The following is a 25,066-nucleotide window of genomic DNA, read 5'->3' on the forward strand; positions in this document are numbered from 1 at the left end:
GGTCAGTAGAAGAGTCGCTCCACGACGCTCCGGGCGCGGCGGGTGATGCGGCGGTAGTCGTCGATCATCTCGCCGCTGCGGCCGGCGGCGTCACCCGTGCGGCCGTTGTCGGCGGGGCGGCGGCTGAGGCCGTCCTCGTAGCCGAGGTAGCGGCCGACCGCGGCCAGTTCGCGGCCGTCGACTGGGAACGTGTCGCCGGGACGGCCCCGTACGAGCATCACCGCGTTGCGGACCCGGGCCGCGAGCACCCACGCCTCGTCCAGTATCTGGGCGTCCTCCGTGGCGATCAGCCCTGCCGCGTGGGCGGCGGACAGCGCCTCGCGGGTGCGGGTGGTGCGCAGGCCGGGGACCTCCCAGCCGTGTTGCATCTGGAGCAGCTGGACCGTCCACTCGACGTCGCTCAGGCCACCGCGGCCCAGCTTGGCGTGGGTGGTGGGGTCCGCGCCGCGGGGCAGTCGTTCGGACTCCATCCGGGCCTTGAGCTTGCGGATCTCGCGCACCGCCTCGTCGCCCAGGCCCTCGACCGGGTAGCGCAGCGGGTCGATCAGCTCGATGAAGCGCCGGCCCAGGTCGGCGTCGCCGGCGACCGGTTCGGCGCGCAGCAGCGCCTGGGCCTCCCACACCAGCGACCAGCGCCGGTAGTAGGCCGCGTACGAGGCGAGGGTGCGCACCAGCGGGCCGGTCCGGCCCTCCGGGCGGAGGTCCGCGTCGATGAGCAACGGCGGGTCGGAGGACGGGAGTTGGAGCAGCCTGCGCATCTCGTTGGCGACCGCGTGGGCGGCCTTGGCGGCCTCCTGCTCGTCGGCGCCCTCGCGGGGTTCGTGGACGAAGAGGACATCGGCGTCCGAGCCGTAGCTCAGCTCGTGGCCGCCGAAGCGGCCCATGCCGATCACCGCGAAGCGGGTGGGCAGGGTGTCGCCCCACTGCTCGCGGACCGCGGCGCGCAGCGCACCGGCGATGGTGGCGGCGTTGAGGTCAAAGAGCGCGGAGCCGACCGCGTCGACGGAATGGCCGTGGTCGGTGTCGGCGGGGCTGAACTCCGTGCCGTACGCGCCGATCACGTCGGACGCGGCGGTGCGGAACATCTCCCGGCGGCGCACCCCGCGGGCCGCCGCGACCGCCGCCTCCGCACCGTCCGCGCGGCCGACCGCGGCCAGTACCTCCTGTTCCAGGGCGGCGCGGCTGCGCGGCTGGAGGCCGTCCGGGGCGCCGAGGAGGGCCACCGCCTCGGGGGCGCGGAGGAGGAGGTCGGGGGCGAGGCGGCCGGCCGAGAGCACCCGGGCGAGGTTCTCGGCGGCCGCGCCCTCGTCGCGCAGCAGCCGGAGGTACCAGGGGGTCTTGCCGAGCGCGTCGGAGACCTTGCGGAAGTTGAGCAGTCCGGCGTCCGGGTCGGCGGAGTCCGCGAACCAGGCGAGCAGCACCGGGAGCAGGGTCCGCTGGATGGCGGCCTTACGGGTCACGCCGGACGCCAGGGCCTCCAGGTGGCGCAGCGCGGCCACCGGGTCGGCGTAGCCCAGCGCTTCGAGGCGGTGACCGGCGGCCTTGGCCGACAGCCGGGCCTCGCCGGGCTCCAGATGGGCGACGGCATCGAGCAGGGGGCGGTAGAAGAGCTTCTCATGCAGTCGGCGCACTTCTCTAGCGTGCCACTTCCACTCCCTGCGGAGGGTGTCAACCGGCTCGGTCCGCAGTCCCAACGACCGTGCGAGACGCCGCAGTTCGGCCTCGTCCTCGGGCATCAGGTGGGTGCGGCGCAGGCGGATGAGCTGGATGCGGTGTTCGAGGGTGCGCAGGAAGCGGTAGGCGGCGTCGAGGGCGGCGGCGTCCTGACGTCCCACATAGCCGCCGGCCGCGAGGGCGGCCAGGGCGTCCAGGGTGGTGGCGCTGCGGAGGGTGGCGTCGCTGCGGCCGTGCACCAACTGGAGGAGCTGGACGGCGAATTCGACGTCGCGCAGACCGCCGGGGCCGAGCTTGAGTTCGCGCTCGACCTGCGCGGCGGGGATGTTCTCGACGACCCGGCGGCGCATCTGGCGGACGTCGGAGACGAAGTTCTCCCGTTCGGCCACCGCCCACACCATGGGGGCGAGCGCGTCGACGTACTCCTGGCCCAGGCCGAGGTCGCCGGCCATCGGGCGGGCCTTGAGGAGGGCCTGGAACTCCCAGGTCTTGGCCCAGCGCTGGTAGTAGGCGAGGTGGCTGCTGAGGGTGCGCACCAGCGGGCCGTTGCGGCCCTCGGGGCGGAGGTTGGCGTCGACCGGCCAGATGGTGCCCTCGACGGTGTTGTCCGAGCACAGCTGCATCATCCGGGCGGCGAGCCGGGTGGCGGCCTGCAGGGCCTTGGCCTCGTCGACGCCGTCCTTGGCCTCGGCGACGAAGATGACGTCGACGTCGGAGACGTAGTTCAGCTCCCGGCCGCCGCACTTGCCCATGCCGATGACGGCCAGCCGGCACACCGCGGCGTCGCCGGGTGCCTCTTCGTAGGAGATCTGCAGGGCGGCGCGGACGGTGGCGGTGGCCAGGTCGGCGAGTTCCGCCGCGGCCTCGGCGACGTCGGTCGTGCCGCACACGTCGCGGGCGGCGATGCCGAGCAGGCACCGGCGGTAGGCGGCGCGCAGCGCGTCCGCGCGGGGCCGGCCGGCGCCCTCCTCGCCCCAGATGCCCTCGGCGAGGGCCTGCTCGAACTCGGGGGTGGTCGGGTGCAGATCGACCGATTCGTAGGTGACCAGCGACCGCCAGTCGCCGGGGTGGCGGGCGAGGTGGTCGGCGAGCGCCTCGGAGGCGCCCAGCACGCCCAGCAGCCGGTCGCGCAGCGGCTTCGCGGCGACGAGGGTGGTCAGCAGCGCCTGCTGCTCGTCCTCCGGCAGCGCCTCCACCAGCCGGACCAGGCCGCGCAGGGCGAGGTCCGGGTCGGCGGTGGCGCCGAACGCCTCCAGGAGGACCGAGTCGTCGCGGACGGCGGCGAGTTCGGGGGCGTCGAGCAGCTCCCCGGCCGCCGAGGGGTCGGTGAACCCGTGTCTCAGCAGCCGGCCGAAGGTGCTGCTCCGCCGTCCCTGCGGAGCGGGTAGTGCCATGGTCCAGCCTCTCGGTGGCGCGGTGGCTCAGAGCACGGGCAGCATCTTGCGCAGCTCGAAGGCGGTGACCTCCGAGCGGTACTCCTCCCACTCCTGCTTCTTGTTGCGGAGGAAGAAGTCGAAGACGTGCTCGCCGAGGGTTTCGGCGACCAGCTCGCTGCGCTCCATGAGCTCGATGGCCTCGCCGAGGTTCTGCGGCAGCGGCTCGATGCCCATCGCCCGGCGCTCGGAGTCGGTCAGCGCCCAGACGTCGTCGTCGGCGCCGGCCGGCAGCTCGTAGCCCTCCTCGATGCCCTTGAGGCCGGCGGCGAGCAGCACGGCGTAGGTGAGGTAGGGGTTGGCGCCGGAGTCGATCGAGCGGACCTCGACCCGGGTGGAGCCCATCTTGCCGGGCTTGTACATCGGGACGCGGATCAGCGCGGAGCGGTTGTTGTGACCCCAGCAGATGTACGAGGGGGCCTCGCCGCCGGCGCCGGCGGTGCGGTTGGTGCCGCCCCAGATGCGCTTGTAGGAGTTGACCCACTGGTTGGTGACGGCGGAGATCTCGCCGGCGTGCTTGAGCAGTCCGGCGATGAACGAGCGGCCCACCTTGGAGAGTTGGTACTCCGCACCGGATTCGTGGAAGGCGTTGCGGTCGCCTTCGAAGAGGGAGAGGTGGGTGTGCATGCCGGAGCCGGGGTACTCCGAGAACGGCTTGGGCATGAACGTCGCCTGGACGCCCTGCTCCAGCGCGACCTGCTTCATGACCAGCCGGAACGTCATGATGTTGTCGGCGGTGGAGAGCGCGTCGGCGTACCGCAGGTCGATCTCCTGCTGGCCGGGGGCGCCCTCGTGGTGGCTGAACTCCACCGAGATGCCCATCGACTCCAGCATCGTGATCGCCTGGCGGCGGAAGTCCATGCCGACGTTCTGCGGGGTGTGGTCGAAGTAGCCGGAGGAGTCGCCGGGGATCGGCCGGGAGCCGTCCACGGGCTTGTCCTTGAGCAGGAAGAACTCGATCTCGGGGTGGGTGTAGAAGGTGAACCCGAGGTCGGAGGTCTTCGCCAGGATCCGCTTGAGCACGTACCGGGGGTCGGCGTACGAGGGCGAGCCGTCCGGCATCAGGATGTCGCAGAACATCCGGGCGGTGCCGGGGGCCTCGGCGCGCCAGGGCAGGATCTGGAAGGTGCCGGGGTCCGGCTTGGCGATCATGTCGGATTCGTACACCCGGGCGAACCCCTCGATGGCCGACCCGTCGAAACCGATGCCCTCGTCAAAGGCCTGCTCCAGCTCGGCGGGCGCCACCGCCACCGACTTCAGGAATCCGAGCACATCGGTGAACCACAGCCGGACGAAGCGGATGTCGCGCTCTTCCAGCGTCCGGAGCACAAACTCCTGCTGCTTGTCCATGGGTCACCAATCCTTGCAGGTCAATCGGCCTGTCCACATACGTCGAACGACGTGCGTGGCAACCAGTATCACGTGAGGGGGTTACCGTCACATTACGCACCCTTGGCCTGAACCAGAACCGCTGACCCGTAACCCCCGCCCCGCTTCCTTCCCGCATCCTTTCCCGCAGCGAGCAAGCTCAGCGCAGCCGGCGGCGGCAATCGGGCCGCTTGGTCCAGTCTTGAAGCCGCCCTGAGGGGCCGTTGACCAGCCGTTGAGCGGGCCGTTCCGCACCGGTCGCCGAGGGTTTCGGGTGGTGAGCGAGGGGTGATCGGGCGGGGAGGGGCCGCGGGGGGTTACGGGAGCGGGGTGGCGTCCCGGCCGGTGCCGGTGAGGTCCAGCACCGCGTGGGCCACGGATTCCGGGACGTCGGCCATCACCAGGTGACCCGCGGGCGCGGCGACCGCGAACCGCCCGCCGAGTTCGGCGGCGAGCGCCCGCTGCCGCTCCAGCCAGCGCAGCCGGCCGGCGGTCTCGCTGCCGTCGTAGGCCGCCAGGACCGTCACCGGGGCGGACGGCATCGGGCGGTCCCGGCGCAGCGCGGCGAGTTCGGCGGCCTGGTAGGGGTAGGTGGCGTTCTCCAGGACACAGGCCCGGGCGACCCGGCTGGTGCGGTAGCCGGCCCGCTCCCAGGGGTGCGGCGGATGGCTGCCGACCGTCGAGGCGCGGCCCACCAGACGGCGGGCGGCCGGACCCAGGGCGCGCGGCAGACCGGCCGCGGACAGCACCCCGGCCACCCCGCCCGCCCAGGCCGTCCACACCGCCCGCGGCAGCCGGGGCCGCGGGTCCTCCTCGATGCTGCCGTCGACGAGGACGACTCCAGCGCAGCGGTGCGGGTGCAGCCGGGCGAACGCCTCGGCGTGGAAACCGGCGAGGGAGTGGCCGACGACGGTGGCCGGGCCGCCGTGGCCGAGCGCGTCGAGGAGGCCGGCGATCCGGTCCGCCTCGGCGGACAGGGTGGGCGGCGCGGGGGCCTGGGCGCTGAGTCCGAGGCCGGGGCGGTCGAAGCGGACGACGGTGCGGTACGGGGCGAGCAGCGCGGCGACCGCGTCCCAGTCGAACCACGCCATGCCGAGGCCGCCGCTGAGCACACAGAGCGGGCCGGTGCCCTCCGTCACGACGTGCAGCGGCACCCCGTCGACGCGTACGAACCGGCCAGGGGTGGGGAGGCGGTGGCTGCTCATCGGTGGGGGATCTCCTTCACCTCGGTGACGGGTTCGGTGCGGGCCTTCGCCTCGGTGACGGGTTCCGTACGGGCCTTCGCCTCGGTGACGGGTTCCGTACGGGCCGCCCGGTCCGGTCGGGCCACGCGGAGGGCGAGCAGCACCAGGTAGAGGGCGACCAGCAGGACCTGGAGCCGCTGGCCGGCGCCGAGGGCCCAGGTGCCGCGGCCCGCGGAGAAGGCCGCAACGGAGGCCAGCGTCCAGCAGGTGGCGGCCAGTTCGGCCAGCACCAGCGGGGGTCCGTAGCGGGCGAGCGGCGACCGGCGGTCGTGGCGCCGGGCGGCGAGGGTCAGCAGGACCAGGGCGGCGAGGGCGCCGAGCATCGCGCAGGTGCTGCTGACCGCGTGCGCGGTGTGGGTGGCCGGCACCAGGCCGGCGGTCTCCCGGGCGGCGCAGACCGGATCGCTGGTCGGGGCGCAGCTCAGCGGGAGCCGGGAGTCGACGGCGGTGGCGGCGCCGAAGACGGCGAGCGCGATCCGGCCGGCACGCCCTGCCCGGTCGGCCGCCCGGGCGGGGCGTGCCGTCGCGGGCGGCGTCACCGCCGTCGCCGGGCCCGTGACCGCCGTCGTCGCCGGGCCCGTCACCGCCGTCGTCGCCGGGCCCGTGACCGCCGTCGTCGTCGGCGCGGTCAGCGCGCCGGCCAGTACCAGCAGCCCGGCGGCCAGGTCCGTGGCACGGAAGAGGCCGCCGAGCGGCTGGTCGGCGGCGGCGAGTTCGCTGACGTAGGCCCGTACCGGATCGAGGCCGGTGGTGAGCACCAGCTCCAGGACCCAGGCGGTGTACGCGGCGGCGCCGAGCAGCAGCAGGGCGGCGGCCACCCGGCGGCGGCCCGCGGCGGCGGAGGCGGGGCGACGGGTACCGGTCACGGACATCCAGGTGCTCGGGCGGATCCGGCCGGCCGTAGGGGAGGTCCCCGGCCGCGCCGGAGGTGCCCCGGGGCCCGCCGGTGGGGGCGGGAAGGCCAAGGATAGGCGGGCGACGCCCCGTTCGGCGGCGCTCCGGTGGAGGGCGATACCCCTCGGGGGTAGGGTGCGAACCGGCGGCCCCCTCCGGTGTCCGTCGTCCTCGTCGGGAGGTCCGCGATGCGCGCACAGGGCACGGCCGCCGCCGCGTGGTGCGGCCCGCTGCCGTGGTGCACGGGGACGGTACGCGCGGGTCTGCTGCCCGGCCGGTGGCCGATATCCGCGCCACCGCGTCAGATACTCCCCGCCTCCTCGTCGGTGCCGCGCGCCCGGTAGCGCGCCCCGCCGCCGACGTTCCCGGGAGTCCGCGGCGGAGCCCCGCCAGCCGACCCGCAGCCGATCTTGCTCACACCGACACCGTTTCGAGGTGCTCTCTTCCATGCGCGATTCGCAGCGCCCTGCCCTGCACGATGACCCGACCGGTGGCCCGTCGGAAGACCCGGCGGACGTACGGCCGGAAGGCCGGTCCGAGGTGCCGGGTGATGCCCGGCCCGCCATTCCGCGGACGCCCTCGCGGCGCGCCCTGCTCGGTGCGGGGGCCGCGGTCGCCGGCAGCGGGCTGCTCGCCGCCTGCGGTGCGTCGGACGGCGGATCCGGCCCGGACGTGAAGGCCGGTCTGCTCGGCTCCCACCCCGCCCGCCGGCCCCACGAGTCCCACGGCTCGCACGGCTCCCACGGCGCGGCCCCGCACAGCAGCCCCGAGGACCAGGGCCGGCACGGCTCCCGCCACTCCCACGGCACGCATGACCACCATGGCTCCCACGGCACTCATGGCTCCCACGGCCATGCCGGCGGTGGCCCCGGTGGGAAGCCCCCTCGGGGCTATGTCACCCCGGACGGCGCCGAGGTGGCCGAGTGCGAACGGCGGCGCGGCTCGGGAGGACCCGTACGGCACTTCACCCTGACCGCCGCACCGACCCGGCTGGAACTGGGCGGCGGCCGGACCGTCCGGACCTGGGCGTACGGCGATGAGCTGCCGGGCAAGGAGATCCGGGTCACCGCGGGCGAGCGGATCGCGCTGACCCTCCGCAACCACCTGTCGCAGTCCACCACCCTCCACTGGCACGGGCTGCACGTGCGCAACGACATGGACGGCGTCCCGGACCTCACCCAGCGGGCCGTCCGGCCCGGCGGCTCCTTCGACTACCACTTCAAGGTCACCGAGCCCGGTACGCACTGGGTGCATCCGCACGTCGGCGTGCAGCTGGACCGCGGGCTGTACGCGCCGCTGATCGTCGAGGACCCCCGGGAGCCGCTCTCGTACGACCGGGAGTGGGTGGTCCTGATCGACGACTGGATCGACGGGATCGACGGCCGCACCCCGGACGCGGTGCTGGCCGGGTTCCTGCAGCGCGCGGGCCGGCACGGCGGCATGGGCCACATGGGCGGCATGGGCATGGGCATGGGCATGGGTGACGACGGGAAGGGCGGCGGCGGGACCGCATCCCGCCGCGGGCGCGACGGCCACGGACACGGCCACGACGAGCACGACGAGCACGACGGTGACAGTCGCCGGCACCGCCGCGGCAAGGGCGACCGCGAGCGCCACCACGGGCACGGTTCGTCACGGCGGCCGTTCGGCGGGCGCCGGCGGCTCTGGGGCGACCCGGGCTCGGTGGACCATCCGCTGCACCTCATCAACGGCCGTACCGCCCGGCATCCGCACACCTTCCGCGCCCGGCCCGGCGACCGGATCCGGATCCGGCTCATCAACGCGGCCGGGGACACCTCGTACCGGGTCGCGCTCGGCGGCCACCGGATGACCGTGACCCACACCGACGGCTTCCCCGTACGGCACCACACGACGGACGCGCTGCTGCTCGGCGTGGGCGAGCGCTACGACGTCCTGGTCACCGTCGGCGACGGCGCCTTCCCGCTGACGGCGCTCGCCGAGGGCAAGCGGAACCGGTCCGCGCTGGCGGTGCTGCGGACCGGGAGCGGCGCGGCGCCCGGCCCGTCCGACCGGCCCGACGAGCTGCGCGGCAGGCTGATGACCGCGGACCGCCTCAAGGCGGCCGCCTCCGCACGGCTTGCCGCGCGCCGCCCCGACCGCGTCATCGACATGACCCTCACCGGCAACATGGCCCGGTACAACTGGGCGATCAACGGCCGGCCGTACAGTCCGTACCAGCGCTATCCGGTGCGGGCCGGTGAGCGGGTGCGGATCGTCTTCCGCAACCACACCCGGATGTGGCATCCGATGCATCTGCACGGGCACCACTTCGCGCTGCCGCACGGCGGGCCCCGGAAGGACACCGTGATCATGCTGCCGGGGCGGCGGCTCGCGGTCGATTTCGACGCCGACAACCCGGGGCTGTGGATGGTCCACTGCCACAACATCTACCACTCGGAGTCGGGGATGATGACGATCCTGGGCTACCGCTCGTAGGGCGACGGACGGGCGGCCGGCGCCCTCCCCGGACGCCGGCCGGGGCCCGGCCTTCCGCCTCTCCCCCACATTGCGTCAGAGAGACGATTACACTGGCGGGGTGCCTCAACTCCGCCTCGCCCTCAATCAGATCGATTCCTGCGTCGGCGACCTCGCGCAGAACGCCGAGACGATCGTGCGCTGGACCCGGCACGCCGCCGACCAGGGCGCCCATCTCGTCGCGTTCCCCGAGATGGCGCTCACTGGCTATCCCGTGGAGGACCTGGCGCTGCGCCCGTCGTTCGTCGAGGCGAGCCGGGCCGCGCTGCGGGCGCTGGCCGCCCGGCTGGCCGACGAAGGACTGGCCGAACTCCCCGTCGTCGTCGGCTATCTCGACCGCTGCGAGCAGGACCGGCCGCGCTACGGACGCCCGGCCGGCGCCCCGCAGAACGCCGCCGCGGTGCTGCACCGCGGCACGGTCGCGCTCTCCTTCGCCAAGCACCACCTGCCCAACTACGGCGTCTTCGACGAGTTCCGCTACTTCGTTCCCGGCGACACGCTGCCGGTCGTCCGGCTGCACGGCATCGACATCGCGCTGGCCATCTGCGAGGACCTGTGGCAGGACGGCGGCCGGGTGCCGGCGGCCCGCAGTGCGGGGGCCGGGCTGCTGCTGTCCATCAACGCCTCCCCCTACGAGCGGGACAAGGACGACACCCGGCTGGAGCTGGTCCGCAAGCGGGCGCAGGAGGCCGGCTGCACCACGGCCTACCTCGCGATGATCGGCGCCCAGGACGAGCTGGTCTTCGACGGCGACTCGATCGTGGTGGACAAGGACGGCGGGGTGATCGCGCGGGCGCCGCAGTTCGCCGAGGGCTGTGTGCTGGTCGATCTGGACCTGCCCGCGGCGGCCCCGGAGCCGCCGGCCGGCGTGCTGGACGACGGGCTGCGCGTGGACCACCTGGTGCTCTCCGCCGACCCGCTGCCGGCGTACCCGCCCGAGAGCCCCGGCGGGGAGGCCGAACGCCTCGTCGACCTGGAGGAGATCTACACCGCACTGGTCGTCGGCCTGCGCGCGTACGTCGCCAAGAACGGCTTCCGCAGCGTGGTGGTCGGCCTCTCCGGGGGCATCGACTCGGCGCTCGTCGCCACGATCGCCTGTGACGCACTGGGCGCCGCGCACGTGCACGCGGTGGCGATGCCGTCGCGCTACTCCTCCGAGCACTCGCTCACCGACGCGGCCGAACTCGCCCGCCGGACCGGCCTGGCGTTCCGTACGGTCCCGATCGGGCCGATGTTCGACGCCTACATGGACTCGCTCGGCCTCACCGGTCTCGCGGAGGAGAACCTCCAGTCCCGGCTGCGCGGCACGACCCTGATGGCGATCTCCAACCAGGAGGGCCACCTGGTCCTCGCCCCCGGCAACAAGTCCGAGCTGGCGTGCGGCTATTCGACGCTCTACGGGGACTCGGTGGGAGGCTACGGCCCCATCAAGGACGTCTACAAATCCGTGGTCTACGAGCTGGCCCGCTGGCGCAACCAGGCCGCCGCGGACCGCGGCCAGACCCCGCCGATCCCGGAGCACACCCTCACCAAGCCGCCGAGCGCGGAGCTCCGCCCCGGCCAGGTCGACACCGACTCGCTGCCCGACTACGGCGTCCTGGACCGGATCCTGGAGCTCTACGTCGACCGGGACCGCGGCCACGCCGACATCGTCGCCCAGGGCTATGACGCCGCGCTGGTCACCCGCGTGCTGCGGATGGTGGACCACGCCGAGTACAAGCGCCGGCAGTACCCGCCGGGCCCCAAGATCTCCGCCAAGGGCTTCGGCAAGGACCGCCGGCTGCCGATCACCAACCACTGGCGCGAGGGCCGCTGAGGGCGCTCGCTGCCGCCGATCGGCTCCGCCGGCCGGTCAGGACCCGCCGCCGGTCCGGGCGCCCGCGTCGGCCGGGGCCGGGGCGTCGTCGCTGCGGGCCACGATGCGCGAGGGATCGTGCGGGGCCCGGTCCAGCAGGCCGGCGGTCACCGCGACGGCCAGGCCGAGGGCGGCCAGGACGGCGCCGACCAGGGCCGGGGAGGTCCAGCCCCAGCCGGCCGCGAGGGCCAGCCCGCCGACCCAGGCGCCGCCCGCGTTGGCGAGGTTGAAGGCGGACTGGTTGGAGGCGGCGGCCAGGGTGGGCGCCTGGTGGGCCTTGTTCATGACCAGCATCTGGAGGGGTGTGGTGGTCAGGAAGCCGACCGCGCCGACGAGGACGACGGTGGCCATGGCGGCCCACGCCACCGGGGCGGTGAAGTGCAGGGCCGCCAGGACCAGGGCCAGCGCCGCCAGGGAGCCGTAGAGGGTGGGGCGCAGGGCGCGGTCGGTGAGCGGGCCGGCGGCGAGCGCGCCGAGGGTCATGCCGATGCCGAAGAGGGCGAGCACGAGCGGGACCGTGCTCTCGGCGAGGCCGGTGACCTCGGTCATCATCGACGCCAGGTAGCTGTAGACGGCGAAGATGCCGGCGAAGCCGAAGACCGTGGTCAGCAGGCCGAGGAGCACCTGGCGGTTGCCGAGCGCGCGCAGTTCGCCGGCCAGGCCGGTGCGCGCCTCGGCGGGCAGCGGCGGGATCAGCCGGGCCAGCGCGGCCATGGCGAGCAGGCCGATGGCGGCCACGATGAGGAAGGTGGCGCGCCAGCCGAGCCGCTGGCCGAGGAGGGTGGCGGCGGGCACGCCGACGATGTTGGCGATGGTCAGGCCGAGGAACATGGTGGCCACGGCACGGGCCTGGCGGCCCTCGCGCACGAGCCGGGCGGCGACCACCGCGCCGACGCCGAAGAAGGCGCCGTGCGGAAGGCCGGCCAGCAGCCGGCCGGCGATCAGCAGCCCGAAGTTCGGGGCCAGGGCGGAGGCCAGGTTGCCGACCGTGAAGACGGCCATGAGCAGGACGAGCATCCGTTTGCGCGGGATGCGGGACCCGAGGGCGGTCAGCAGCGGGGCGCCGATGACGACGCCGAGGGCGTAGGCGGAGACGAGGTAGCCGGCGGTGGGCACCGAGGTGCCCAGGTCGTCCGCGACGTTGGGCAGCAGGCCCATCATCACGAATTCCGTGGTGCCGATACCGAAGGCCGAGATCGCAAGGGCGAGCAGAGCCAAGGGCATGGGAGACCTTTCGGGACGCGTTCCGTACGTGCGGGGAGCGGGAGACGTGGCCGTGCGTCCTGCCTTGGCCGGCAGGACGCACGGGACTCCTACGTTCTCTTAAGTTCGCTTACGGAACAAAGTCTCCCGGGTCCAGTATTCCAGCGGGGGAACGGGACGTTACGGGGCTGCGTCCGGCCGTCACACCTTGACCGAGGCCGCGACCGGGAGGTGGTCACTGCCGGTCGAGGGCATCACCCATGCCTTGACCGGGTCCATGCCCTTCATCATGATCTGGTCGATCCGTGCCATCGGGAAGCCGGCCGGCCAGCTGAAGCCGAAGCCGTCGCCGGCGGCGCCCTGGGCGGAGCGCATCTGCGAGGTGACCGGGGCCAGCGAACGGTCGTTCATGGTGCCGTTGAGGTCGCCGAGCAGCATGACCTTCTTGACCGGGTCGGCGGCGATCGCCTCACCCAGCGCCTCGGCGCTGCCGTCGCGCTGGTTGGCGGTGAAGCCGGCCTCGACCTTGACCCGGACCGACGGCAGGTGGGCGACGTAGACGCCGAACCGCTGGCCGTCGGCGGCGGTGACGGTGGCGCGCAGCGCGCGGGTCCAGCCCATCTTGATGTCCACCGGCCCGGCGTCGCTCAGCGGCAGCTTGCTCCACAGGCCGACCGTGCCCTGCACGGTGTGGTACGGGTACGCCTTCGCCAGCCCCTTTTGGTACGTGGGCAGGGCGTTGCCGGTCAGCTCCTCCAGGGCGACGACGTCCGCGCCGGAGTGCACGATGTCCCGGGCGGTGGCCGCCGGGTCGGGGTTGTCGGCGTTGACGTTGTGCGTGACGACGGTGACGTTGCCGCCGGTGCCGGCCTTGTCCGTGAGCTGGCCGCCGAAGAGGTTGACCCAGACGAAGGCCGGCAGGACCAGCGCGACCAGGGCGGTCGCGGAGCGGCGCAGGACCGCGGCGAGCAGCAGCAGCGGGATGCCGAGGCCGACCCACGGCAGGAAGGTCTCCAGCAGGCTGCCCAGGTTTCCGACGTCGTTGGGGATCCGGGCGTGCAGAATCATCAGCAGTCCGAGCACGACGGCCAGCACCGCGAGCACAATGCCGCGCCGCCACATCCCCTCCGGACGCCACCAGTCCCGCAGGCGTCCGGCCCGGGAACCGGCCCCTTCGGGCCCCCGCCCCTGCTCCGGCTCCGTCATGTATGCCTGCGCCATTCCGCTGTCCTCACTGCCTTGCTCCGGTGCTGTCACCCGTGATCACCGACCCTAGGTGATGGCCGTAATGCGGTTTCTTAGATTCGCGCCGGGCCGTGCCGCGCGCTCTTCGGAGGAAAGGACGGTGGTGTCGCGGGCCGGGGTTCCGGTCCTGGGGTCCGTGACAACGGCTGTGACAGAACGGGCACGGTCCGGTCATATGGCGCCGGGTACCGGGACCCGAACGGCCCTGGGGACGACACCAGCGGGGCACCGGGCGCTCAGCCCGCCGCGGCCTGCGGGCGGGGCCGTACGCCGTCGAGGACCGTGTCGACGATGTCCTCGGCCAGCCCCTCGGGGAGGTCCTGCCACTGGTGGAGGACGGCCCGGGACAGCATCGGGCCGACGAAGAGGTCGGCGAGGGTGTCGACGGGGCGGTCGGTGCGGATCTCCCCGTTGGCCATACCGCGGCGGAGCACGGCCAGCAGCGCCTCGTTGCGGGCCCGGACGACCGTGCGGTGGTACTCGTCCCACAGCTGCGGGTGCGCCCGGACGTGGCTGACGACGGTGCGCAGCAGCGCCGAGTCCCGTTTGGCCAGGCCGCGGCGGCGGAGGAACTCCAGCAGACAGACCAGGTCGTCGCGGACCGAGTCGCCGTGCAGCGGCGGGAGCGGGGCGTCCAGGGACCGCATGACGTCCAGCATCAGGGCGTCCTTGCCGGGCCAGCGGCGGTAGACCGTGGCCTTGCCGACGCCGGCCTCGCGGGCGATCCCCTCCATGGACAGGTCGCCTATGGACGCTCCGTTCTCGATCAGGCGGAGCACGGCCTCGATGATGGCGGAATCGGCCGCGGCACTGCGCGGCCGGCCGCGACGCTCCGGGGCCACCGGGCCCGGCCCCGTCCCGGTCGCCGCCTCGGCGTCCCGTGCCGCCCGGCTCATCGCGCTGCGCCCGCCTTCCGTTCGTCGTGCGGCTCCGCGGACTGCGGCGCCGGTCCCATTTTGCCCGGCAGGAAGGCCAGCACGACCAGGGCGCCGACGGCCGAGACGGTGGCCGAACCGAGGGCGGTGACGTGCATGGCGTGGATGAAGGCGTCGTTCGCGGCGGTGACCAGCGGCCGGCCCGGAGCGCCCATCCGGTCCGCGAGGCCGAGGGTGGCCTCGATCGACTCACCGGCCGCGTGCCGGGCGCCGGCCGACAGTCCGGGCACGGCGTCGAGGACGCCCTGGATGCGGTTCCGGTAGCTCGTGGAGAGCAGCGAGCCGAGCACGGCGACGCCGAGGGTGCCGCCGACCTGCCGGAAGACGTTGTTCAGCGCCGAGCCGGAACCGGCCTTCTCACGGGGCAGCGACTGCATGATCGAGACGGTGACCGGCGGCATGATGTGCGCCATGCCGGCGCCCTGCAGGAAGAACAGCGCCTCCATGACCCAGATCGGGGTCTCGGTGTCGAGCAGCAGCAGGCCCAGCATGGTGTCGGCCACCACGAACATGCTGAACGTGCACACCGCGCGGGCGCCGTAGCGGTCCACGGCCAGCCGGGCCCGCGGCGCGAAGACCAACTGGGCGGCGGCCAGCGGCAGGAGCAGCAGGCCGGCCTGGAGCGGGGTGAAGCCGCGCACGCTCTGCACGTAGAAGACGATGAAGAACGTGACGCCCATCAGGGAGAAGAAGACCAGGGCGATGGCGGCGATCGCGGCGGAGAACGCGGGCTTGCGGAAGTAGTTGATGTCGATGGACGGGTGGTCGCTGCGCTTCTGGTGCACCACGAAACCGGCGAGCACCACCAGGCCGGCCGCGACCGTGCCCATCACCTGCGGTTCGGTGAAGTCGGCGAGCTGGCCGCCCTTGATGATCCCGTAGACCAGCAGGACCAGCCCGACGACGGAGAGCAGCACGCCGACCGGGTCCAGCCGGCCAGGACTGGGGTCCTTGGAGTCGGGCACCAGGATCAGCATCGCGGTCAGCGCGATCAGCACGATGGGCACGTTGACCAGGAAGACCGAGCCCCACCAGAACTGGTTCAGCAGCAGCCCGCCGGCGATCGGGCCGATCGCGATGGCCAGGCCCACCCCGCCGGCCCAGATGCCGATCGCCTTGGGCTGCTCCTCGCGCTCGAAGACGTTCATCAGGATGGCGAGGGTGGCCGGCATGACGAAGGCACCGCCCAGGCCCATGAGCGCGCGGAAGGTGATCAGCTGGGTCGGCGAGCCGGCGAACGCGGCGAGCACCGAGCCGGTCCCGAACACCGCCAACCCGAAGAGCAGCGTCTTCTTGCGGCCCAGCCGGTCACCGAGCAGACCGGCGGTGAACAGCAACCCGGCGAAGACCAGCGTGTAGGAGTTGATCGCCCATTCCAGTTCGCTCTGGGTGGCGCCGAGGCCGTGCGGGGCCGGCGTGGCGATCGTCTTCATGGCGACGTTGAGGATGGAGTTGTCCAGCACCACGATCAGCAGGCTGAGCATGAGGGCGGACAGGATCGCCCAGCGGCGCCGGTGCACGCGGTCCGGGACCTGCCGGGCAGGCGGGGCGCCCGGCGCGGTCGGTGGGGTCGAGGAGGTGGCCATGCCGACACCCTACGTTTTCGATACGAGTCCGTTCCGTATTGATAGAGGAGGACGACTCCACGGCCGGACTCCCCGGCGGGGCGGCCGTACGTCCCACTCTCCCGCGGTTCGGGCGTTCCGGCTCCCGGTGCGCCCTCCCTTTTCCTTCGCACCGAGGTCGTGCCAGCATGGTGGGGAGTCCGGGGACACCGTCAGGGTGCCTCGAGATGACGAACAGGAGCCGTCACCATGACGCAGCCTTCGCCTGCCCAGAAGCCGGTGCCCAAGTCCCTCTACGGCGGTACGAGCTCGCGCCGGATCACCGTGCGCGACATCGCCGCCGCCAAGGAGCGCGGCGAGAAGTGGCCGATGCTCACCGCCTACGACGCGATGACCGCCTCCGTCTTCGACGAGGCCGGAATCCCGGTCCTGCTCGTCGGCGACTCGATGGGCAACTGCCACCTCGGTTACGAGTCCACCGTGCCGGTCACGATGGACGAGATCACGATCCTGTCCGCGGCCGTCGTCCGGGGGACCACGCGCTCCCTCGTCGTCGCGGACCTGCCGTTCGGCTCGTACCAGGAAGGGCCGGTCCAGGCCCTGCGCAACGCCACCCGGCTGGTGAAGGAGGCCGGCGTCGGCGCGGTCAAGCTGGAAGGCGGCGAGCGCTCCGCGGACCAGGTGGAGCTGCTGGTCTCCTCCGGCATCCCGGTGATGGCCCACGTCGGGCTGACCCCGCAGTCGGTGAACGCCTTCGGCGGCTACCCGGTCCAGGGCCGCGGCGAGGAGGCCGCCCAGCAGCTGCTGCGGGACGCCAAGTCGGTACAGGACGCCGGGGCCTTCGCGGTCGTCCTGGAGGCGGTACCCGCCGAGCTGGCCGCCGAGGTCACCCGCTCCCTGCACATCCCGACCGTCGGCATCGGCGCGGGCCTGGAGTGCGACGCGCAGGTCCTGGTGTGGACCGACATGGCGGGCATGACGGCGGGCCGGGTGCCGAAGTTCGTCAAGAAGTACCTGGAGATGCGGCAGCTGCTCGGCGACGCGGCCAAGGAGTTCGCCGAGGAGGTCGTGGGGGGCGCCTTCCCTGCGGAGCAGCACACGTTCCACTGAGGCCAGGGCCGCGTACGCACTTGGCTGACCCGCCGTGGGGGTTTCTCGCCCCCCAGCCCACGGGAGGGGACAGACCGGAGGACGAAGTCTGTAGGGCTGTCACCGCACCCGACAAACAAACGCCCGCCGCTGGGGGCACCTCCCACGCCCTTTAGGCAGTGGGGGAGCAACGGCGAGACGCCCCGCGGCGCCGCAGACAGGTACGTGCGCGGCGCCGCAAAGCGCACCCGCGAACAAGCCGCGCGGCGGGACGGCCAGGCACGTACGGCGCACCGCAAAGCGCACCCGCGAGCAACCCCCGCGGCGGGACGGCCAAGTACGTACGCGGCCCCGCTATCGGCGGAATGTCGGCGCGCTGTCGGTAGCTCCTGGCACCGTTGGGGGCATGACGCGACAGACGATGACCACCAAGGGCGGCAACGCCGTGGAGGTGCGCGGTCTGGTCAAGCACTTCGGCGACGTCAAGGCCGTCGACGGGGTGGACCTGGACGTGAAGGAAGGCACCGTACTCGGCGTGCTCGGCCCCAACGGCGCCGGTAAGACCACGCTCGTGCGCTGCCTGTCCACCCTCCTGGTGCCGGACGCGGGCCGTGCCGTGGTGGCGGGCTACGACGTGGTGCGCCAGCCCCGCGCACTGCGCCGCACGATCGGCCTGACCGGGCAGTACGCCTCGGTCGACGAGAAGCTCTCCGGCTGGGAGAACCTCTACATGATCGGGCGGCTGCTCGACCTCTCCCGCAAGGACGCCCGCGCCCGCGCGGACGAGATGCTGGAGCGGTTCTCGCTGACGGAGGCCGCCAAGCGGCCCGCGGCCAAGTACTCCGGCGGTATGCGCCGCCGGCTGGACCTCGCCGCCTCGATGATCGGCCGCCCGGCCGTGCTCTACCTGGACGAGCCGACCACCGGCCTGGATCCCCGCACCCGCAACGAGGTGTGGGAGGAGGTCCAGCGGATGGTCCGCGAGGGCGCCACGGTCCTGCTGACCACCCAATACATGGAAGAGGCCGAGCAGTTGGCGGACGAGCTGACGGTCATCGACCGCGGCCGGGTGATCGCCGAGGGCCGGGTCGACGAGCTCAAGGCCAAGGTCGGCGGGCGGACCCTGCAGATCCGGCCGGCCGACCCCGGTGAACTGGACCGGATGGTCGGCGCGATCGCCCAGGCGGGCCTGGACGGCATCGCGGGCGCCACGGCTGACCACGACGGGGGTGTGGTCAACGTACCGATCACCAGCGATGAGCAGCTGACCGCGGTGGTCGGGGTGCTCGGCGGCCGCGGCTTCGCGCTCGCCGGGATATCGACGCATCTGCCCAGCCTGGACGAGGTGTTCCTGGCCATCACGGGCCAGAAGACCTCCGGCGCCCCGGAGTCGCAGGACCCGGCGGAAGAGCAGCAGTACGCGGAGGTGTCGGCATGAGTACGGCGACGACGGCGGCGCCGGTCGCCGAGGCCGGCGCGGACGAGGGCCGGATCGGGCTGCGCGGCAATCTGCGGCACATCGGTGCCCTGGTGCGGCGCAACGCCCTGCAGATCAAGCAGGACCCGGAGTCGATGTTCGACGTCCTGCTGATGCCGGTCATCTTCATCCTGCTGTTCACCTACGTCTTCGGAGGGGCGATAGCCGGCAAGGACCACCAGGACGACTACATCCAGCGGCTGGTGCCCGGCATGATGGCGATGATGGGCATGAACATCGCCATGGCGGTCGGCACCGGAGTCAACGAGGACTTCCGCAAGGGCGTGATGGACCGCTTCCGGACGATGCCCATCGCCCGCTCCTCGGTCCTGATAGCCAAGATCGTCGTGGAGATCGGCCGGATGCTGGTCGCCACCGCGATCCTGCTCGGCATGGGCTTCCTGCTCGGCTTCGAAATCCGCGGCAGCGCCTTGGAGTTCGTCGCCGCGGTGGCGCTGTCCACGGCGTTCGGCGCGGCACTGATGTGGATCTTCATCCTGTTGGGGCTCTCGGTACAGACCCCTCAAGCGGTGCAGGGCATGGCGATGCTGGTGCTGATGCCGCTGCAGTTCGGCTCGTCGATCTTCGCCCCGCCGACGTCGATGCCCGACTGGCTGGAGGGCTTCACCAAGGTCAATCCGCTCTCCACGCTGGCGGACGCGGCCCGGGCACTGCTCAGCAACGACGGCGCGGCGGCGCACCCGGTGCTGATCACCCTCGGCTGGACGGTGGCCATCACGGCCGTCACCATGCCGCTCGCGGTGGCGAAGTTCCGCAAGAAGACCTGACGCACGCCCCGCAGGGGGTCTCCCTGCGGGGCAGCAGCCTCCGCCCGGCTCGCGTCAGATGAGGGCGGTGGCCTCTTCGAGGGAGAGGTCACCGCCTTCGGCATAGGCGCGCGCATAGGTCTCGTCGTCCAGCAGTGTGCGTGCCGCCGCCTCGGTGCGCGCCCGTTCGTCACGGGTGACCAGGGTCGGCACGTGGCTGGCGGCCCGCAGCGCGTCGTACGCGCCGACCAGCCGCGCCGCGTCCCGGCCCGCCGCCTCGCCCCGTACGGCCATCAGCACCCGTGCGCCGGTGAGGAGTTGGATCACCGGCAGGTCGGGGGCGACCATCTGGGTCAGCTCGTCCTGCATCAGCGCCAGGGCCGTCCGGAAGCGCGGCAGCACCCCCTCGGTGTGCCCCTCCTCGACGTCCAGCGAGACCAGCGAGGCCTCCAGGAGCCCGTGGAACACGTCCGGTGCGCGCGGGATGAACTGCCTTTGCACGATGTGGAGTTCGGCCCGCGCCTCCTGCAGCCGCCCGCTCATCGACAGCCACATGGCGAGGGTCAGCCGGGCGAACGGTTCGGTGTCCCGGCCCGAGCTGCCCTTCGCGGCCTCGGCCAGCACCTCGCGGAGCATCCGCTCCCCGGTCTCCGACTGGCCGTCCTCGATCAGCACGGCGCCCAGCCGGCAGCGCAGCAGCAGGATCTGGCCGTGTGCGCCCACCTCCTCGGCGTGCACCATCGCCGCCCGGTAGTCACGCGCCGCGAGCGCGTACTCCCCGCGCTTCTCGTGGGACTCGCCGCGCCCGGACAGCGCCTCGGCCGCGCCCCAGGCGTCACCCACCGTACGGAATATCCGCAACGCCTCGTCGGCGTCGCGGGACGCCTGGGCCAGCCCGCCGGGGCGGTCGTTGAGGATCTTGGAGCGCATCTGCAGGACGTAGGCCAGTTCCCAGTCGTAGCCGTGGTCGCGGCAGGCCGCCACCGCGCCGTCGATCAGCTCCGTCAACTCGTCGAACCGCCCGGTGAGCAGCACCGCGAAGTACCACATCACGCCGGGCACCTTGCAGGTCTGGGGCAGTCCGGGGTGGTAGGCGGCGAGCGTCCCGGCGAGCTCCTGCTGCACCTCCGGGTCGCGCAGCGCCCCGATGTCGCTGTCCATGCTGGACAGCGCGACCAGGCGGACCTCGCGGCGGGCCTCGGTCAGCTGCTCGGGAGGCATCGGCGGCGGGGCGTCGATCGGCCGCCGGTGCAGGGCGGGGGCCGGTTCGACGGGCGCCAGGAAGGGGTTGGGACCGAGCGCGCCGGCCGCCGTGGCCCAGTGGCGGGCGTCGCTGCGGTGGTCGCGCAGCGACCAGAACCAGTGCAGGGACAGCACCAGGCACAGCGCCTCGTGCTCGTCCCCCGACGCGACCGCCCGGCGCAGCGCGGTCCGCAGATTGTCGTGCTCCAGCTCCAGCCGCTCCATGGCCGCGCGCTGGCCGGGCCCGCGCAGTAACGGGTCGGTGGTACGGGCCAGTTCGCGGTAGGCGACGAGGTGCCGGCGCTCGGTACCGGCCCGCTCCCCCGCCTCGTCCAGCCGCTCCCCGGCGTACTCCCCCACCGTCTCCAGCAGCCGGTAGCGCATCTGGCTGTCCGCTGCCGGCGCGGCCACCACCAGCGACTTGTCGATCAGCGATCCCAGCAGCCCGGCGACCTCGTACTCCTCGACGCCGTCGCCCGCGCACACCTCCTCCGCGGCGGTCAGGTCGCAGCCGCCGGCGAAGACGGACAGCCGGCGCAGCACCGCCCGTTCGGGCTCGTCGGTGAGGTCCCAGGACCAGTCGACCACCGCGCGCAGGGTCTGCTGCCGGGGCAGCAGGGTCCGGCTGCCGCTGGTCAGCAGCCGGAAGCGGTCGTCGAGCCGGTCGGCCAGCTGGCGGGGGGTGAGCAACCGCAGCCGGGCGGCGGCGAGTTCGATGGCGAGCGGCAGACCGTCCAGCCGGCGGCAGATCTCGGTGCAGGCCGCGGGGTCGTCGTCGATCCGGAAGCCGGGGCGGGCGGCGGCGCCCCGGTCGGCCAGCAGCCGCAGCGCGACCGGGTCCGGCAGCGGTTCGACCGGCCGCAGCACCTCGCCCGGTACGGCCAGCGGTTCACGGCTGGTGGCCAGGACCGTGACGCCCGGGCAGTCGGCCAGCAGCCGCTCGGCGAGCGCGGCCGCGGCACCGATCACATGCTCGCAGTTGTCCAGGACCAGCAGCATCCGGCGTCCCGCGCAGTGCTCGGCGAGCCGGCCGAGCGGGTCCAGCGCGGTCGGGTCGGCGGCGGCCCGCAACCCCTCGGCGGTGGTGCCGCGGACCACGGTCTCGCGGGCGCCCAGCGCGGTCAGCACCGCCTCCGGCACGGTCTGCGGATCGTCCACCGGCGCCAACTCCGCCAGCCACACGCCGTGCGGCCAGGCCCCCGGCCGGGACGCGGCGGCGCTCTCGGCGCCCTCCTGCGACAGCCGGGTCTTGCCCGCCCCGCCCGGGCCGAGCAGGGTCACCAGCCGGTGCTCGGCCAGATCGGAGCGGATCGCCGCGAGGTCGGCGTCCCGGCCGACGAACGAGGTGAGCCGGGCCCGGAGGTTGCCGGGACCGCGCCCGGCGGGCCGGGACGGCGGCACCGGGGGCTCCGTCACGTCCGCGGCCGGTCCGTCCGCGCCGTGCCGCAGCAACTCCGCGTGCAGGGCCCGCAGTTCGGGGCCGGGGTCGGCGCCGAGGCGGTCGGCGAGGCCGGTGCGTATCTCCTCGTAGGCGGCCAGCGCCTCCGCGGTACGTCCCGCGGCGCGCAGCGCACGCAGCCGCAGGGCCTGGAGGGGCTCGTCGAGGGGGTGCTCCCGGCACAGCGCGAGCAGGGCGGGCAGCGCCCGGTCGGCCCGGCCGAGGGCGAGGTCGGCGGCGAGGCGGGTGCGCTGGGCGTCCAGCCGGCGGCTCTCGGCGCGGGCCGCCTCGGTCCCGGCGTCCGGCAGGTCGGCGAGCGCCGGGCCGCGCCACAAGGCCAGCGCCTCGTCCAGCAGGTCGGCGGCCCGGGCCGGATCGTCGTCGGCGAGCGCCCGGCCGCCGTCCGAGGTGAGCCGCTCGAACCGGTGCAGATCGACGGCGTCGGGCTCGGCGCACAGCCGGTAGCCGCCGTCGACCGAGGCGATCGCGGCCCGCCCGAGGGCCCGCCGCAGCCGGCCGATCAGCGCCTGCAGTGCACCGGGCGCGTCGGCGGGCGGATCCATGCCCCAGACGTCGGCGATCAGCGCCTCGGCGGGCAGTGCCCGGCCCGGGCGCAGGGCGAGGGCGGTGAGCAGCGCGCGCAGGCGGGCGCCACCGAGGGCCACGGGGGTGCCGTCGGGTCGGTCGGCCTGGGCGGTGCCGAGAATTCCATAGCGCACCGGCCCATTGTCGTTCAGCGCCGCGGCCGCGCTGACCGAGTTTCCGTTCCGGGCGACGTCCGGCTGCGACGGCACCCGTGCGCGGTCCGCCCCCGCGCGGTTACGGTCGGGGCTGCCCCTGCCGAGACCGTCCCCGGGAGCCCACACCATGACCACCGCCATCCGGCGCGCCGACCGGCGCATCAGCCCGGTCTTCCTCGCGCTCGTCGCCGTCCTCGCGGTGTCCGGCTGGGCCGTCTGGAAGGGAACGCTGGGCCCGCACACCGGCGTCGCGGTCTTCGCGTTCGTCACGTCCGGCTGGGTGGTCTCCCTCTGCCTGCACGAATACGCACACGCCCGCACGGCGTTGCACAGCGGCGACATCTCGGTGGAGGCCCGGGGCTATCTCACCCTGAACCCGCTCAAATACACCCACGCGCTGCTCAGCATCATCCTGCCGCTGATCTTCCTGATCGTGAACGGGATCGGTCTGCCGGGCGGCGCGGTCTTCATCGAGCGGGCCCGCATCCGCGGCCGCTGGCGGCACAGCCTGATCTCGGCGGCCGGCCCGCTGACCAACGCCGTTTTCGCGGTGATCTGCACGGCCCCGTTCTGGCTGCACGGCCTCTCCGGCGTCCCCGCCGCGTTCCGCTTCGCCCTGGCGTTCCTCGCCCTGCTCCAGGTCACCGCCACGATCCTGAACTTCCTGCCGGTTCCCGGCCTGGACGGCTACGGCGTGATCGAGCCCTGGCTGTCACCGGCCCTGCGCCGCCGGGTCGAGCCCTACGCGGTCTTCGGCCTGCTGGCGGTCTTCGGCCTGCTCTGGCTTCCCGAGGTCAACCAGGCCTTCTTCGGCCTGGTGGACACGGTCCTGCGCGCGCTGGGCGTGTCCCGCCTCGACACGTACCTCGGCCAGGAGCTCTTCCGCTTCTGGCCGGGCCGGTGACTCAGCCGGAGGTCGCGGCCTGCTCCCGCTCGATCTTCGCCTTGCGCAGGTAGAACCACGCCATGTTGCTGGAGATACCGGCCAGCAACACCCACACGATCCCCACGAAGCTGCCCTGCACGAAGGAAACGACGGCGGCGGCAACGGCGAGAACACACACGGCGAGGGCCATGAGAGCGAGACGGGACATGGGATGAGCTCCTGTGGGCGGCGGTCAGTCCCCTCCAGTGTCCCCCACGAGCCGCTGCGTTTTGCCGCACCCCCACGCACCCGGCCGTCCCGCCGCGGGGCGCGATGCTTTGCGGTGCCGCGTACGCACCCGGCCGTCCCGCCGCGGGGCTTGCTCGCCGGTGCGCTCGGCGGTGCCGCGTACGTACCTGTCTGCGGCGCCGCGAGACGCCCCGCGGCGCCGCAGACAGGCACGCGGGACTAGATGCAAGGCCGTGAAGTTTGTGGCTGGGAGAGGTTGTCAAGGGGCTTGGGGCGCGAGGATGTCGATGCTGGTGGTGGCTTTGTAGCTGGTGCGGTCGATGCGGGGGCCTCGTGCCTGGTACTTGGAGATGGCGCGTTTGACGATGCGGGGGCTGACCCGCAGGCGCCGTGAGGGAAGCAGTGCGGCCAGGACGTGCCGGCCGATGGTGCCGGCCAGGTCGATGACTGTGCCGGCGATGACGCCCGCGGCCAGGATGACCTGGTCGCGGGCGGCTTGCCAGGCGATGCTGAAGCCGGCCCGGTCCGGATCGGTGCCCGGTCGGGTGCTGGTGGCGTCCGCCATAGCGGTCCGCAGGAGCTGGTAGACCACGAGGAGTGCGTAGATCTCCTGGTCGATGCCGTCGGGGGTGCGAGCGCGCAGGACCCGGCCGCCGAGGATGGTCGATTTCAGCTCCAGGTAGGCCGTTTCGATCTCCCAGCGCTGGTGGTAGAGCGTGGCCAGCTCGCCCGCCGGGTGGCGGTGGTGGTTGAGCAGGGTGGTGGCCAGCCGGTAGAGGCCGGTGTGTTTCCCAGCGGTGGTGGTGATGGTGATCTTGCAGTCGACGACACGGACGGGGACCGGGCCGAGCGTTGAGAGGTAGGAGCCGTCGGGGTAGCGGGCCAGGACCGGCGTCCTGCGGCCGTTCTTGAGCCGGACCAGGACTTCGCTTCCAGTGGCGGCGATGCCGGACAGCAGCCCTTGGGCGGCGAAGTTGCGGTCGGCCAGCAGGATCATTCCCGGCCGGAGGCTGGGCAGCAGTCGCGGAGCGTAGGTGGTCTCGCCGATGGTGGTGGGGCCGAACACGGCGTCGATGAGGGTGCGGGTGCCGCAGGCGACCAGGGTGAGCAGGCGGACCTGCGGGTAGCCGGTGCCGCCGTGGTTGCCCGCCTGTTTGGTGAACCTGGTCAGGACAGCGGGGCTGTCGGGCACGGTCAAGGTGGTGCCGTCGAGCGCGACCACCAGCAGACCGCGCCAGCGGGCCCCTGGTCCGTGTGGGGTTGCGGCCGGGCCGCGCAGCAGGTCGA

The 25,066-nt window shown here is 73.2% G+C and carries 17 protein-coding genes; 6 read left to right on the forward strand and 11 right to left on the reverse strand.

Features of this window, described 5'->3' with window-relative positions; genetic code table 11:
- Positions 1–2: 2 nt before the first annotated feature.
- The 4 genes from AB0G35_RS21695 to AB0G35_RS21710 form a co-directional block, all read right to left on the reverse strand.
- Positions 3–3,068: a bifunctional [glutamine synthetase] adenylyltransferase/[glutamine synthetase]-adenylyl-L-tyrosine phosphorylase gene (locus AB0G35_RS21695; protein ID WP_360951711.1), complete on the reverse strand. Its 3,066-nt coding sequence runs from the start codon at positions 3,066–3,068 to the stop codon at positions 3–5.
- A 27-nt stretch (positions 3,069–3,095) separates the two neighbouring features.
- Positions 3,096–4,457, reverse strand: coding sequence for a type I glutamate--ammonia ligase (gene glnA / locus AB0G35_RS21700; protein ID WP_360951714.1), 1,362 nt, complete (start codon positions 4,455–4,457; stop codon positions 3,096–3,098).
- Positions 4,458–4,792: 335 nt separating this feature from the next.
- Positions 4,793–5,680: an alpha/beta hydrolase gene (locus tag AB0G35_RS21705; protein WP_360951717.1), complete on the reverse strand. Its 888-nt coding sequence runs from the start codon at positions 5,678–5,680 to the stop codon at positions 4,793–4,795.
- Entirely contained in the window at positions 5,677–6,585 is a 909-nt protein-coding gene (locus tag AB0G35_RS21710) for a DUF998 domain-containing protein (RefSeq protein WP_360951720.1), read from the reverse strand. Before AB0G35_RS21710 ends, AB0G35_RS21705 begins: the two co-directional genes overlap by 4 nt.
- A 475-nt stretch (positions 6,586–7,060) precedes the next feature.
- Between AB0G35_RS21710 and AB0G35_RS21715 the strand changes: the two genes are divergently transcribed.
- Together AB0G35_RS21715 and AB0G35_RS21720 are read left to right on the forward strand one after the other, a co-directional pair.
- Positions 7,061–9,070 carry a multicopper oxidase domain-containing protein gene (locus tag AB0G35_RS21715; protein WP_360951723.1) on the forward strand — a complete coding sequence of 670 codons (2,010 nt, stop codon included), beginning with the start codon at positions 7,061–7,063 and terminating at the stop codon, positions 9,068–9,070.
- Positions 9,071–9,170: 100 nt separating this feature from the next.
- Entirely contained in the window at positions 9,171–10,925 is a 1,755-nt protein-coding gene (locus AB0G35_RS21720) for an NAD+ synthase (protein ID WP_360951726.1), read from the forward strand.
- A 36-nt stretch (positions 10,926–10,961) separates the two neighbouring features.
- Here AB0G35_RS21720 and AB0G35_RS21725 read toward each other — a convergent pair whose 3' ends face one another.
- The 4 genes from AB0G35_RS21725 to AB0G35_RS21740 form a co-directional block, all read right to left on the reverse strand.
- Positions 10,962–12,188 (reverse strand): MFS transporter, encoded by a 1,227-nt coding sequence (locus AB0G35_RS21725; RefSeq protein ID WP_360951729.1) that lies wholly within the window; start codon positions 12,186–12,188, stop codon positions 10,962–10,964.
- Positions 12,189–12,368: 180 nt separating this feature from the next.
- Positions 12,369–13,388 (reverse strand): endonuclease/exonuclease/phosphatase family protein, encoded by a 1,020-nt coding sequence (locus tag AB0G35_RS21730; RefSeq protein WP_360951732.1) that lies wholly within the window; start codon positions 13,386–13,388, stop codon positions 12,369–12,371.
- A 260-nt stretch (positions 13,389–13,648) separates the two neighbouring features.
- Positions 13,649–14,308 (reverse strand): TetR/AcrR family transcriptional regulator, encoded by a 660-nt coding sequence (locus AB0G35_RS21735; RefSeq protein ID WP_360951735.1) that lies wholly within the window; start codon positions 14,306–14,308, stop codon positions 13,649–13,651.
- Complete coding sequence (locus AB0G35_RS21740; protein WP_360951738.1) at positions 14,305–15,933, reverse strand: MFS transporter; 1,629 nt, start codon at positions 15,931–15,933, stop codon at positions 14,305–14,307. The genes AB0G35_RS21735 and AB0G35_RS21740 overlap by 4 nt, the downstream gene beginning before the upstream one ends.
- Positions 15,934–16,161: 228 nt before the next feature.
- Between AB0G35_RS21740 and panB the strand changes: the two genes are divergently transcribed.
- From panB to AB0G35_RS21755, 3 genes are all read left to right on the forward strand, one after another.
- Positions 16,162–17,022, forward strand: coding sequence for a 3-methyl-2-oxobutanoate hydroxymethyltransferase (gene panB, locus AB0G35_RS21745; protein WP_360951741.1), 861 nt, complete (start codon positions 16,162–16,164; stop codon positions 17,020–17,022).
- 385 nt (positions 17,023–17,407) lie between these two features.
- Positions 17,408–18,439 (forward strand): ATP-binding cassette domain-containing protein, encoded by a 1,032-nt coding sequence (locus tag AB0G35_RS21750; protein WP_360951744.1) that lies wholly within the window; start codon positions 17,408–17,410, stop codon positions 18,437–18,439.
- Positions 18,436–19,266 carry an ABC transporter permease gene (locus tag AB0G35_RS21755; protein WP_360951747.1) on the forward strand — a complete coding sequence of 277 codons (831 nt, stop codon included), beginning with the start codon at positions 18,436–18,438 and terminating at the stop codon, positions 19,264–19,266. Before AB0G35_RS21750 ends, AB0G35_RS21755 begins: the two co-directional genes overlap by 4 nt.
- Before the next feature lie 54 nt (positions 19,267–19,320).
- Here AB0G35_RS21755 and AB0G35_RS21760 read toward each other — a convergent pair whose 3' ends face one another.
- Positions 19,321–22,644, reverse strand: a complete 3,324-nt coding sequence (locus AB0G35_RS21760) for a BTAD domain-containing putative transcriptional regulator (RefSeq protein ID WP_360951777.1) — start codon at positions 22,642–22,644, stop codon at positions 19,321–19,323.
- 148 nt (positions 22,645–22,792) lie between these two features.
- Between AB0G35_RS21760 and AB0G35_RS21765 the strand changes: the two genes are divergently transcribed.
- Positions 22,793–23,569, forward strand: coding sequence for a site-2 protease family protein (locus AB0G35_RS21765; protein ID WP_360951750.1), 777 nt, complete (start codon positions 22,793–22,795; stop codon positions 23,567–23,569).
- A gap of 1 nt (position 23,570) precedes the next feature.
- On the opposite strand, the gene AB0G35_RS21770 is transcribed toward AB0G35_RS21765, so the two are convergent.
- Together AB0G35_RS21770 and AB0G35_RS21775 are read right to left on the reverse strand one after the other, a co-directional pair.
- Entirely contained in the window at positions 23,571–23,759 is a 189-nt protein-coding gene (locus tag AB0G35_RS21770) for a hypothetical protein (RefSeq protein ID WP_360951753.1), read from the reverse strand.
- Positions 23,760–24,038: 279 nt separating this feature from the next.
- Positions 24,039–25,066 (reverse strand): IS4 family transposase (locus AB0G35_RS21775; RefSeq protein ID WP_360951756.1); only part of this gene is annotated, 1,028 nt, incomplete at its 5' end.

The sequence above is a fragment of the Streptomyces sp. NPDC021749 genome (genome assembly GCF_040640655.1).
Taxonomy (GTDB): Bacteria; Actinomycetota; Actinomycetes; order Streptomycetales; family Streptomycetaceae; genus Streptomyces.

Excerpts from the sequence above, each read along its gene's own strand:
- AB0G35_RS21725 (WP_360951729.1), bottom strand. The coding sequence starts at position 12,188 with ATGCCCTTGGCTCTGCTCGCCCTTGCGATCTCGGCCTTCGGTATCGGC.
- AB0G35_RS21735 (WP_360951735.1), bottom strand. The coding sequence starts at position 14,308 with ATGAGCCGGGCGGCACGGGACGCCGAGGCGGCGACCGGGACGGGGCCG.
- AB0G35_RS21755 (WP_360951747.1), top strand. The coding sequence starts at position 18,436 with ATGAGTACGGCGACGACGGCGGCGCCGGTCGCCGAGGCCGGCGCGGAC.
- AB0G35_RS21695 (WP_360951711.1), bottom strand. The coding sequence starts at position 3,068 with ATGGCACTACCCGCTCCGCAGGGACGGCGGAGCAGCACCTTCGGCCGG.
- AB0G35_RS21715 (WP_360951723.1), top strand. The coding sequence starts at position 7,061 with ATGCGCGATTCGCAGCGCCCTGCCCTGCACGATGACCCGACCGGTGGC.
- AB0G35_RS21705 (WP_360951717.1), bottom strand. The coding sequence starts at position 5,680 with ATGAGCAGCCACCGCCTCCCCACCCCTGGCCGGTTCGTACGCGTCGAC.
- AB0G35_RS21730 (WP_360951732.1), bottom strand. The coding sequence starts at position 13,388 with ATGGCGCAGGCATACATGACGGAGCCGGAGCAGGGGCGGGGGCCCGAA.
- AB0G35_RS21765 (WP_360951750.1), top strand. The coding sequence starts at position 22,793 with ATGACCACCGCCATCCGGCGCGCCGACCGGCGCATCAGCCCGGTCTTC.
- panB (WP_360951741.1), top strand. The coding sequence starts at position 16,162 with ATGACGCAGCCTTCGCCTGCCCAGAAGCCGGTGCCCAAGTCCCTCTAC.
- AB0G35_RS21770 (WP_360951753.1), bottom strand. The coding sequence starts at position 23,759 with ATGTCCCGTCTCGCTCTCATGGCCCTCGCCGTGTGTGTTCTCGCCGTT.
- AB0G35_RS21750 (WP_360951744.1), top strand. The coding sequence starts at position 17,408 with ATGACGCGACAGACGATGACCACCAAGGGCGGCAACGCCGTGGAGGTG.
- AB0G35_RS21740 (WP_360951738.1), bottom strand. The coding sequence starts at position 15,933 with ATGGCCACCTCCTCGACCCCACCGACCGCGCCGGGCGCCCCGCCTGCC.
- glnA (WP_360951714.1), bottom strand. The coding sequence starts at position 4,457 with ATGGACAAGCAGCAGGAGTTTGTGCTCCGGACGCTGGAAGAGCGCGAC.